Source organism: Yersinia aldovae ATCC 35236 (assembly GCF_000173735.1).
Taxonomy (GTDB): domain Bacteria; phylum Pseudomonadota; class Gammaproteobacteria; order Enterobacterales; family Enterobacteriaceae; genus Yersinia; species Yersinia aldovae.
In genome coordinates this window covers 26990-37896 of sequence record NZ_ACCB01000004.1, presented here as the reverse complement: position 1 = coordinate 37896, position 10907 = coordinate 26990, and the positions used below count along the sequence as shown (strand labels likewise).

Sequence of the window (10907 nt, the reverse complement as noted above, 5' to 3'; positions counted from 1 at the left end):
GAAACAGCGGCTAATCGTTCAACATAAGTTGAATGCTGTAGCACAAAGACTGAAAAATACCTAAGACCCCCCTTTGTTAAAGGGGGTTGGGGATAATTACAATGCGTGGGTGAAAGTGCGGGAGATAACATCCTGCTGTTGCTCAGGCGTCAGGGCGTTGAAACGTACCGCATAGCCAGAGACGCGAATGGTGAGATTTGGGTAATTCTCAGGATGTTCAATGGCATCCAACAGCATGTCTCGGTTCATCACATTAACATTAAGATGCTGCCCGCCCTCCATTGCCTCATCATGGTGAAAATAGCCGTCCAACAGGCCAACCAGATTATTATTACGTATCGCCGAGTCCTTGCCTAATGCCGCAGGGACAATCGAGAACGTGTAGGAAATCCCATCTTTGGCATATTTGAACGGCAGTTTGCTGACTGAAGTGAGTGAGGCAATCGCCCCTTTGCGATCACGGCCATGCATCGGGTTGGCTCCCGGCGCAAATGGCATACCATCACGGCGGCCATCCGGTGTATTACCGGTCTTCTGGCCGTAAACCACATTGGAAGTGATAGTCAGAATTGATTGGGTCGGCACCGCATTGCGATAGGTCGGCAGCTTACTGATTTTCTTCATAAAACGCTCGACTAAATCGCAGGCAATCGTATCGACGCGCTCGTCGTTGTTACCGTACTGTGGATATTCCCCTTCAATCGCAAAATCGACAGCCAGCCCATCTGCATCACGAATAGGTTTAACCCTAGCGTATTTGATAGCCGAGAGGGAATCCGCGGCCACCGAAAGCCCGGCGATACCGCAAGCCATCGTGCGATAGACATCACGATCGTGCAGCGCCATCAGTGAGGCTTCGTAACTGTATTTATCATGCATATAATGAATCAGATTCAGCGCGCTGATGTATTGCACCGCCAGCCAGTCCATAAATACATCAAGACTGGCCATCACTCGCTCATAATCCAGCACTTCATCGGTCATTGGCGCACATTGCGGGCCGACCTGAATTTTGAGTTTTTCATCCCTGCCGCCATTGATGCAATACAGCAAGGTTTTCGCCAGATTAGCGCGCGCACCGAAGAACTGCATCTGCTTGCCGAGCACCATCGGGCTAACGCAGCAGGCAATGGCGTAGTCATCACTGTCAAAGTCAGCACGCATCAGGTCGTCATTTTCATACTGTAACGACGAGGTCTGGATTGATACATTGGCGGCATAGCTCTTAAATGCCGCTGGCAGCGCTTCCGACCATAGAATGGTCAAATTCGGTTCGGGTGCTGGCCCCATTGTGTCTAGCGTGTGGAGATAACGGAAGGTGTTTTTGGTGACCAATGTACGGCCATCCAACCCCATTCCGCCGAGCACTTCGGTGGCCCAAATAGGATCACCGGAGAACAGCGAATCGAACTCAGGGGTACGCAGGAAGCGAACCATGCGGATTTTCATGATGAAGTGATCGATAAGCTCCTGTGCATCCTGTTCGCTCAGTGCTCCGTTTGCCAAATCGCGTTCAATATAAATATCGAGGAATGTCGCGGTTCTGCCCAGAGACATCGCCCCGCCGTTCTGCGATTTTACCGCTGCCAAATAACCAAAATAGAGCCACTGAATAGCTTCCTGAGCATTTTTGGCAGGATCTGAGATATCAAAACCGTAGCGGGCAGCCATCGTCTTAATCTGCAACAATGCATGGCGATGCTCCGCCAGCTCCTCACGCAGGCGAATCACACTCTCCAGCTCAATCCCTTGCTCAAGCTGCGGTTGTAAATCGGCAAACTGCAACTCGCGCTCCCGTACCAGATAGTCGATACCATAAAGTGCAATACGTCGGTAATCACCGATAATGCGCCCTCGCCCGTAGCCATCCGGTAGGCCGGTCAATATGCCGGATTTACGGCATTTGAGCATCTCAGGGGAGTAAACGTCGAACACACCCTGATTATGGGTTTTGCGTAAATCAGTAAAGATATATTTGAAATCGGCATTCATTTCACGGCCATAAGCGTCAAATGCACTTTGTACCATGTTGATACCGCCGAAAGGGTGTAACGCGCGCTTCAGCGGTTTATCGGTCTGTAGCCCGACGATTTTTTCCAAGCCAGACTCGATATAACCGGGTTCATGAGCGGTAATAGTGGTGGCGATATCATCATCAAAATCAACCGGAGCATGAGTGGCATTCTCCAGCCGAATCCCCTCCATAACCTGTTCCCACAGCTTTTGCGTGGCAGACGTCACCTCTGACAGAAATGACTCATCCCCCTCATATGGCTGATAGTTTTTCTGAATAAAATCCCTAACATTAATCTCACTGTGCCAATCGTTTCCGCTAAATCCCAGCCAGGCATCTGCATATTTTTTATTGTTTACATCTACATCGGTCTTCATGAACGAACTCCAATAAACAAGATATGAGTGGTTTCTTAATGTGGCAAACGACTAGAAAACGGCCTCAGGAACCGCAGTGCCCTGTTGTGCATAGCCAAGGCGAACAGCATCGAGCGCAATCATTTTCTCTTCGTTAGTGGGAATCACGGCGACAACGACCCGTGAGCGGGCAGTAGTAATGACGTGGGCGGTTCCATGCGGCAGCCGCTTATTTTTACCGTGATCAATATCAATCCCAAAAGCGGCCAGATGTTCCAGTATTAACTGACGGATAAGCGATGAGTTTTCACCGATTCCTCCGGTCAGAATCAAGCCATCGAATCGGCGTAACGCGCTGACATGCGCGCCGATATGCCGTGCCAGGCGGTGTACAAAAGCATGGATTGCCAGACGCGCCCCGTCATGTCCCTCGTGGTAAGCTTTCTCCAGGACGCGCATATCCGCAGAAAGACCGGAGATCCCCAGTAAGCCAGACGCCTTATTTAACATATGATCCAGATCATCCAGGCTCTGCCCAGTCTGGCGTGCCAGATACGCTAGTGCGCCAAAGTCCGCGTCACCGCTGCGAGTCCCCATGATCAAGCCTTCCAGAGGAGTCATGCCCATCGATGTATCGACGCTTTTGCCGTCCTGAACGGCGCAGACAGAGGCTCCATTCCCCAAATGAGCGATAATCAGGCCGCAATCCTTCCCATCAAGGCCGAGGAAACTCGCCGCTTGCCCCACCACATAGCGATACGAGGTACCATGAAACCCATAACGTCGTATCCCATACTCGCGAAAATAGCGGTAAGGTAGCGCGTAAAGATAAGCCTCCGGCTTTAACGTTTGATGAAAACCAGTATCAAATACAGCCACTTGCTTGATGCCGGGGAACAGTTGACGTGCAGCCTCAACGCCGTGCAAATTAGCGTAATTATGCAGCGGTGCTAGCGGTGAAACTTTTTTGATCTCCTCCACAACCCGATCATCAATCAGTACCGATTCACTGAATATTTCACCACCGTGGGCAATGCGGTGACCAATGAGTGAAATTGATTTATTAACATCACGTTTTTCCAGCTCATCGGCAATCGCGGCTAATGCGTCAGCGTAATTCCATTTGGCCAGTTGAAACTGAGTGACTTTATCAATCCGCAGAAAAGGTTTTTCTGTACCGATGCCATCGGCAATTCCGGATACAATGGTTTCGCAATTGCTCACAGTAAGTACTGAAAATTTAATAGATGATGAACCACTGTTTATAACCAGAACTGTAGGGTTTAATGTCATGTGATTACTCCGCCCGCGTTTCATTGTGTAAACACGGGCTTTTAGCGCCGTCTTATAATAATTTGTAGACGATGTTGAAGATGGTCAGCAGACCGACGAGGGTAACAAAGTAGTTTTCTGGCCGGCCTCTGAAACGGGCCAGAGCAGGCAATTTATGAATAGCGTACATCGGTAGTAGACACAGCAGTGAGGCGATAATTGGTGCGCCCATCGCTTCAATTAAATCCAGGATGTTCGGATTGATATAGGCCACTAACCAGGTTGATCCCATAATAAAGAACATACTGATCAGATTGAGCTTTCCACTGGATATTTTAGTTTTATCACCCTTATAGCCGAACTTAATAACCAAGCCATTAAGACCTTCCAACGTGCCGAGATAATGTCCGAAGAAGGATTTAAAAATAGCAACCAGCGCGATTAGCGAAGCGGCATATTCTAGTGTCACAGAAAAGGTGGATTTACTGCCGGACATCGTAGAGAAATGGTTTGCCAAATAAGACAGTACAGGAATATTTTGTGCTTTGGCTTCCGCCATATTTTGCGGTGACAGAGTAAACAGGCAGCTAAAGGCAAAAAACATCACCACAGCCACCATCAATATGCTGGCCCTACTGATAATCTGAGAACATTTTTTCTCGGTAAACTCTCGACCAAATTCCGATTCGTATTCTTCGCGTTTCGATACCACGAAAGAAGAAACAATAGGTGAGAAATTAAAAGAGAAAACCATAATGGAGATCCCCAACCAAACGGTAACCAGTATACCGTCATGCCCCAACAGAGAAATCTGGCTCAAATCTACCTGTTCAATTACCGAAGCATTCCAGTAAGGGATCAGTGAGAGTGAAATCAGTACCAAACAGGCAATAAACGGGAACACCAGAAAACTCATAACCTTAACCATCAGGTCTTTACCGAAATAAATCACTGTGGCCATCAGTAGCAGCAACGCCAGCGCCACCACACCTCGGTTTAACGGAGCCAGTTGGAGCTGATTTTCCCAGAAGGTCATAAAAGTATTAGTGATAGTAACGCCGTAAATCCACAGCAGCGGGCAAATAGCGAAAAAATAGAGGAAGGTAATGACCACACCACCGGTCTTACCAAAGTGTTCTTCCACAGTTTCGGTGATATTGCCTGAACAGTTACTACCGGATAAACATAAGCGAGCTAATGCACGGTGACAAAAGAAGGCGATGGGATAAGCCAACACCAACATAATTAAGATAGGAATTAAACCGCCAAAACCAGCGCGGATAGGAAAGAATAAAACGCCAGCGCCGATTGCTGTGCCAAATAATCCCAAAGTCCAAGTGGTGTCTGATTTACGCCATGTTTTTGCTTTTGTTTCTGTTGTGGTTGTAATAGCATTATCGATACTCATTAATAGATTCCTTATTAATATGTTTTACGAAATACTGCCTAATCCCGTTATTTCAGATACGCGCGATAAATCAATATTGCCGCCTGATATAATGCTGACGGTCTTTTTGCCGGTGATGTAGTCTTTTAATTTTCCACTTAATAATGCTGCGGATGCTAATGCTCCCGCACCTTCAGTAATAATCTTATTACGCTGAATAAGATCGATCATACTTCTTCTTATTTCATCTTCGCTGACCAACACAATATCAGTAACGAGCATTTTTACGATTTCGAATGGTAGAGTACCAGGGCGGGAGACATCACAACCATCGGCCAACGTACTGGTTTTACGATGGTTAGTAATACTGCCACTATAATAGGATGCCGCCATACCGTGAACATTTTCTGATTGCACACCAATGATGTTAATTGTCGGATTAATAGATTTAATCGCCAGAGCAATACCGGAAATTAATCCACCACCGCCAATCGGCACAATGACATTATCAACATCATAGAGGTCTTCGAGTATTTCCAGTCCGATAGTACCTTGACCAGCAATAACTTTTTCATCGTCAAATGGATGGATGAAAATGCGGTTTTCCATTTCAATAATTTCGCTGGCTTTAGCAATGGTGTCATTGAAGTTTTCACCATGTAACACTACCTGAGCAGAATACTCGCTGGTCGCCGCAATTTTTGATTTAGGGGCACAATTGGGCATCACCACTTTACTGTTAATCCCCAACATAGCACAGGATAAAGAAACGCCTTGTGCATGGTTACCCGCAGAACAGGCCACAACCCCCTGCTTTCTTTCTTCTTCACTGAGTGAGCTGAGCTTATTAAAAGCCCCTCGGATCTTAAACGACCCCGTCCGCTGCATATTCTCAAACTTCAGATAAATCTCGCCATGGCAACGTTCACTCAGGTAATTCGATCTCGCCAGCCCAGTTTTGTAGATATGACCTTTCAGTCTTTTCTGCGCATCAATTACATCATTAATTGTTATTGGTAAGTCACTGTAAATTTTCATTTTTCGCAGCCTTGCAGAGTAAAATCACTAAGAGAAATGTATCTCATGAGGCAGGATGCTACGATACAAAAAACTGCATTAATGTGATGATTGCAGCAAAAAATTGTGCAGGTGATCATTCAGACAGTTGTTTATTTTAAAAAATGCAACGAGGTCGACACTCGGGGATTTGGATTAGTTTTTATAATCCGATAAGTTGTAAATAAAAGAAGAATAGATAGGAGTTAAGTTGTTAATAAATGGTTTTCTTAAAGATCATCCAGCACCTGCTTACCCCATTATTTCATCGGTATCTGGCATCATTAAATAGTCTAACTACGGTTCCTGTTTCCGAAATTACCTATTGATTCGCATTAATGTAATAGTATAACATTACATAATTAACCATTCATTAGGAGCCATCTATGTTGAGAAAACATTCCCATTTATCGTTAATCACCTTGGGTCTCTGTGCCACAGTAATCAGTTTCAATTTATCAGCGCATGGCAAACATGGTCATGAACATCAACAATCGGATGCAATGCGCAAAGCCAGTGAAGGTATTTTCGAAGATAACAATGTTATAGATAGAGCACTCAGTGATTGGGATGGCGTTTGGCAATCTATCAACCCTTATTTATTAAAAGGCGACCTCGATCCTGTTCTGATAAATAAGTCCAAAAAGAATAAAGATAAAACAGTTGAAGAATATAGAGAGTATTATAAAAAAGGATATGCTACAGATATTAATATGATTGGCATTGAGAATAACACCATAGACTTCCATACTGCGGAATCGGTTAGCTCATGCCAATATACTTACTCCGGATTTAAAATAATGCACTATGATTCAGGCAAGAAAGGAGTTCGTTATTTATTTGAATGCAAAGATGTCAATTCAAAATCACCCAAATACGTTCAGTTTAGTGATCATATTATTGAACCACAAAAATCCCATCATTTTCATATTTACATGAGTAATGAGTCACAGGAAAAACTGCTTAAAGAAATGGATAACTGGCCAACGTTCTATCCTATTTCTTTAGACAAAGATGATATCATCCACGAAATGTCTCATCACTAAAATGCAGGTTGCCGGATAGCTCTTCTAACCAATATATATCCGGCCACATGCGTATCTGATTTATGGTGTAGAAACATTCAACGATAGTAAACAGCAATATGCTGATCCTGTACCATTTCTATGCTGACTTTTATATCAAAAATATCTTCCAGAATGTGGGGGCGCATGATTTTCTTCGGTTCCCCACGATATATCACCTCGCCATTTTTCATGGCAATAATATGGTCGGAATAAGCAGAGGCAAAGTTGATATCATGAATAACAAGGATAATAGTTTTCTGTAACTCATCAGCAGCACGCCGCAATTGCTTCATCATTGCAACGCAATGTTTCATGTCTAAATTATTTAATGGCTCATCCAGCAGAATATATTTCGTGTCCTGACATAGCACCATCGCGACATACGCGCGTTGCCGTTGCCCACCCGACAGTTCATCAAGATAACGGTCTTGCAGTGGTTGGAGATTAAGAAACTCCATCGCGGCATTTATATGCAGGCGGTCATCGTCATTTAACCTGCCTTTCGAGTAAGGATAGCGGCCAAATCCAACTAAATCTGACACCGTTAGACGGCTGGTAAAATGATTCTCTTGGCGTAAAACCGACAGGATAGTCGCAAGTTTATCACCGGATGTTTTCGCAACATCAAGTCCGTTAAACAGAATATTCCCGATATCAGGAGCCAGAAGGCGACTCATAATAGATAACAATGTCGATTTACCTGCCCCATTTGGGCCAATGATCGAAGTAATGCCGCCAGAAGGAATGCTCTCATTTATATTATTGAGTACTGCGGTATCTTGGTATTTTTTATTAATGCCATTTATTTCAATCATACCGGAGCCTTTTTTATTAAAAGATAAATAAACAGGGCACCACCAATAAACTCGATAACTACCGATAGCGTTCCCGACATATTCAGTAAGCGTTCAAGAATTAATTGGCCGCCCACCAGCGTAATGGCCCCGAGAAGAAAAACACCAGGCAGCAAATATTGGTGGCGGAATGAACCAACAACCTGATAAGCCAGATTAGCGACCAGCAAACCAAGAAAGGTTAGCGGCCCCACCAATGCCGTCGAGATAGCCACCAGCAACGAAACCAGAAGGAGGATTGTGGTTATTTTCTTCTGATAAGCAACACCGAGATTAATGGCCGTACTTCTACCAAGCGCAATAATATCAAGGCAGTGACGCATACGCCAAACAGTAATCCCTACCATCAAGGTAATCCCAGCAGACACAGCGATAATTTCGGGTGCAGCGCGAGTAAAAGTGGCAAAAACACGCCCCTGAAGGATAGCAAACTCCCCAGGAGAAAGGAGACGTTGCATCAAGCTGGAAAGGCTACGAAACAGGGTGCCGCAGACCAAACCAACCAGTAAAACCTTGTGCAAATTAATGCCGATCCCCGTCAGCAACCAGCGGTAAAGAAAGACAGAGAACAGTAATAGCAATGCGGATTCACAGAGAAATTTACCGGTGATACCCAATACACGAAACCCATTAGCATCGACAAAAAATATCAACATTGTCTGAATCAGGATGAATAATGCCTCAAGCCCCATGACCGATGGCGTTAAAATACGATTATTGGTAACGGTCTGAAATAATACGGTAGCGGTGCCCGCGGCAAATGCGACCAAAAGCATGGTGGCTAAAATAAGGCCACGATGCACCAGGACATACCGAATATTACCGCTCAGATTTATCGTCATAAAAATAATCATTGCCACGAGTGCAATTGAACTCAATAGCAGCAATCGCTTTGCAGGTCGGCTTAACCTCAGTTTTATATCCTGCGACAGATGATCTTTTGAAGAATACTCAGCCTGCATAACGTTTTGTCCTAACAATTAATAACAGGAAAACGAATGCACCTATCGCTCCCAAAATAACGCTGGCGGGTATTTCAAACGGATAAGTAATTAACCGGCCGATAATGTCGCACAGAACAACCAAGCCACCACCACAAAGGCTAACCCAAGGTATAGTTCGGCGCAGGTTATCCCCCATCGCCATACTGACAATATTGGGGACAATCAAACCAAGGAAAGGCAGCACGCCAATAACTACCACTACCACGCCGCTAATAATGGCGATGATAGACATTCCTATCAGCATAACACGTTGATAGTTAAGACCAACATTAACAGAAAAATCACGCCCCATCCCGGCGACAGTAAAACGATCGGCGATCAAACACGCGATCAGTGTCAGCCCACCGACTATCCACAGCAATTCATAGCGGCCTTGTAATACGCCGGAAAAGTCACCTGACTCCCAACTGCCTAGCGACTGCAACAGGTCAAACTCCATCGCCAAAAATGTTGTGACAGCACTAAACACCGCGCCCAGCATAATGCCAGTAAGCGGAACCATCAGAGCCGATTTCATTTTCATTCGCGCCAGTAACAGCATAAACAGCGCGGTGCCGCCCATTGCAAATACTGTCGCCACGACCATTTTCACCATCACCGGGGCCGATGGGCTGAACACCATCACTAACAATAAGCCAAGGCTGGCTGACTGGGTGGTTCCTGCAATTGAAGGTTCGACAAAGCGGTTCTGCGTCAGCATCTGCATAATAAGACCGGCGACGCTCATTGCACTACCAGCCAACACTAAAGCCATCGTCCTCGGCACACGACTTATCAAAAAAATGTCACGCATATCTGGATCAGACCAGAGATTGGCGAATGTGACATGCCCGGCACCGATAAATAGGCTACATATCATCAGGCCCAGTAAAATAACCAGGCCCGCTACAAAGCTAATATTTTTCATTGATGAGAATTATTGCACTGCGGCTTGTTTATCCAACACTGAACTCACTTTATCCATCAACTGGCTATAACTTTGTATCCCACCCGCAATATAGAGCGAGGAGGAGTCGAGGTAGATAACGTGGTTGTTTTGCCAAGCCTTGGTCTTGCGGATCAGCGGGTTATCCAGAATTTGTTGTGCAGATTGCCCTTCGGTACGGCCAATTGCATTATCCCGATCGAGTACGAAAAGCCACTCCGGGTTGGCATTGAGAATAAATTCAGATGTCACTACATTGCCATGACGGCCAGTTTCAGTGAACGTTGCCGCTGGCGTGAAACCCAATTCGTCAAATACAAAACCGAAACGCGAACCAGGCGTGTAAGCCGACATTTTGCCACCGCTGACCATCAATACCATTGCTGATCCGGCGTTAGCTGATTTCTGCTTGATGCTGTTTATCTGAGAAGTAAAATTACCCAGCAGCACCTTAGCTTCTTTTTCTTTACCAAATATTGATGCCAGTTGCTCAGTGCGGTGCGTCAGGCTTTGGGTAAAGTTTTGGGAATCAATATCAAGCGAGATAGTCGGTGCGATAGCGCTAAGCTTGTCATAAGCATCTTGAGCGCGCCCACCTGCAATAATCAGGTCAGGTTTGGCTTGACTCAGCGCCTCATAATCCGGTTCAAATAAGGTGCCAGCATTCAGATAACCAGAGCCACTGTATTTGGATAAAAAGGCGGGCAAATGGGTACTGGTCTGCGGAACACCTGCCACTTTAATGCTCAGTGCGTCGGCAGTATCCAATACCGAAGGATTCAGAATGATAACTTTTTGCGGATTAAGCGGAACTTGAGTCGTGCCCTGCGCATGTTCAATACTAATTTTTGCCGTTGTTTCAGGGGGCGCAGATGAATCATCACACCCGGTAAGAATAGCCGTTGCCATCAGTAATGATAAAAATAGAGCTGTACGTAATCGCATTTTCTCTCCTGAAAATTAGGGATTTAA

General features: G+C 45.4%; 9 protein-coding genes. 1 reads left to right on the top strand and 8 read right to left on the bottom strand.

The genetic code is table 11. The features are described from left to right. Window positions 1-96: 96 nt before the first annotated feature. The 4 genes from pflB to tdcB are packed head-to-tail and all read right to left on the bottom strand — an operon-like array spanning window position 97 to window position 6067. The gene (gene pflB, locus YALDO0001_RS02985) at window positions 97-2391 is read right to left on the bottom strand and encodes a formate C-acetyltransferase (RefSeq protein WP_004699739.1); all 2295 of its coding nucleotides are present in this window, start codon (window positions 2389-2391) and stop codon (window positions 97-99) included. A 51-nt stretch (window positions 2392-2442) separates the two neighbouring features. Next, window positions 2443-3663 carry a propionate kinase gene (gene tdcD / locus YALDO0001_RS02980; RefSeq protein WP_042839331.1) on the bottom strand — a complete coding sequence of 407 codons (1221 nt, stop codon included), beginning with the start codon at window positions 3661-3663 and terminating at the stop codon, window positions 2443-2445. Window positions 3664-3715: 52 nt separating this feature from the next. Beyond that, complete coding sequence (gene tdcC, locus YALDO0001_RS02975; RefSeq protein ID WP_004699736.1) at window positions 3716-5050, bottom strand: threonine/serine transporter TdcC; 1335 nt, start codon at window positions 5048-5050, stop codon at window positions 3716-3718. Between the two features lie 24 nt (window positions 5051-5074). Then, window positions 5075-6067 carry a bifunctional threonine ammonia-lyase/L-serine ammonia-lyase TdcB gene (tdcB, locus tag YALDO0001_RS02970; RefSeq protein WP_004699735.1) on the bottom strand — a complete coding sequence of 331 codons (993 nt, stop codon included), beginning with the start codon at window positions 6065-6067 and terminating at the stop codon, window positions 5075-5077. 404 nt (window positions 6068-6471) lie between these two features. Between tdcB and zinT the strand changes: the two genes are divergently transcribed. Further along, the gene (gene zinT / locus YALDO0001_RS02965) at window positions 6472-7131 is read left to right on the top strand and encodes a metal-binding protein ZinT (protein ID WP_004699733.1); all 660 of its coding nucleotides are present in this window, start codon (window positions 6472-6474) and stop codon (window positions 7129-7131) included. A 77-nt stretch (window positions 7132-7208) separates the two neighbouring features. Here the strand turns inward: zinT and YALDO0001_RS02960 are convergent, their stop codons facing one another. Genes YALDO0001_RS02960 through YALDO0001_RS02945 form a run of 4 tightly spaced genes read right to left on the bottom strand, consistent with a single transcriptional unit; the run spans window position 7209 to window position 10880 of the window. Further along, a complete protein-coding gene (locus YALDO0001_RS02960; RefSeq protein ID WP_042839330.1) occupies window positions 7209-7967 on the bottom strand; it encodes an iron ABC transporter ATP-binding protein in 759 nt (252 codons plus the stop codon). Next, window positions 7964-8968, bottom strand: coding sequence for an iron chelate uptake ABC transporter family permease subunit (locus YALDO0001_RS02955; protein ID WP_042839329.1), 1005 nt, complete (start codon window positions 8966-8968; stop codon window positions 7964-7966). Before YALDO0001_RS02955 ends, YALDO0001_RS02960 begins: the two co-directional genes overlap by 4 nt. After that, complete coding sequence (locus YALDO0001_RS02950; protein ID WP_004699727.1) at window positions 8958-9917, bottom strand: ABC transporter permease; 960 nt, start codon at window positions 9915-9917, stop codon at window positions 8958-8960. The genes YALDO0001_RS02955 and YALDO0001_RS02950 overlap by 11 nt, the downstream gene beginning before the upstream one ends. Before the next feature lie 9 nt (window positions 9918-9926). After that, window positions 9927-10880, bottom strand: a complete 954-nt coding sequence (locus YALDO0001_RS02945; RefSeq protein ID WP_004699725.1) for a siderophore ABC transporter substrate-binding protein — start codon at window positions 10878-10880, stop codon at window positions 9927-9929. Between the last annotated feature and the right edge of the window lie 27 nt (window positions 10881-10907).

Bases quoted from the DNA above. Each gene is read 5' to 3' on its own strand.
- pflB (WP_004699739.1), bottom strand. From the start codon at position 2,391: ATGAAGACCGATGTAGATGTAAACAATAAAAAATATGCAGATGCCTGG.
- tdcD (WP_042839331.1), bottom strand. From the start codon at position 3,663: ATGACATTAAACCCTACAGTTCTGGTTATAAACAGTGGTTCATCATCT.
- tdcC (WP_004699736.1), bottom strand. From the start codon at position 5,050: ATGAGTATCGATAATGCTATTACAACCACAACAGAAACAAAAGCAAAA.
- tdcB (WP_004699735.1), bottom strand. From the start codon at position 6,067: ATGAAAATTTACAGTGACTTACCAATAACAATTAATGATGTAATTGAT.
- zinT (WP_004699733.1), top strand. From the start codon at position 6,472: ATGTTGAGAAAACATTCCCATTTATCGTTAATCACCTTGGGTCTCTGT.
- YALDO0001_RS02960 (WP_042839330.1), bottom strand. From the start codon at position 7,967: ATGATTGAAATAAATGGCATTAATAAAAAATACCAAGATACCGCAGTA.
- YALDO0001_RS02955 (WP_042839329.1), bottom strand. From the start codon at position 8,968: ATGCAGGCTGAGTATTCTTCAAAAGATCATCTGTCGCAGGATATAAAA.
- YALDO0001_RS02950 (WP_004699727.1), bottom strand. From the start codon at position 9,917: ATGAAAAATATTAGCTTTGTAGCGGGCCTGGTTATTTTACTGGGCCTG.
- YALDO0001_RS02945 (WP_004699725.1), bottom strand. From the start codon at position 10,880: ATGCGATTACGTACAGCTCTATTTTTATCATTACTGATGGCAACGGCT.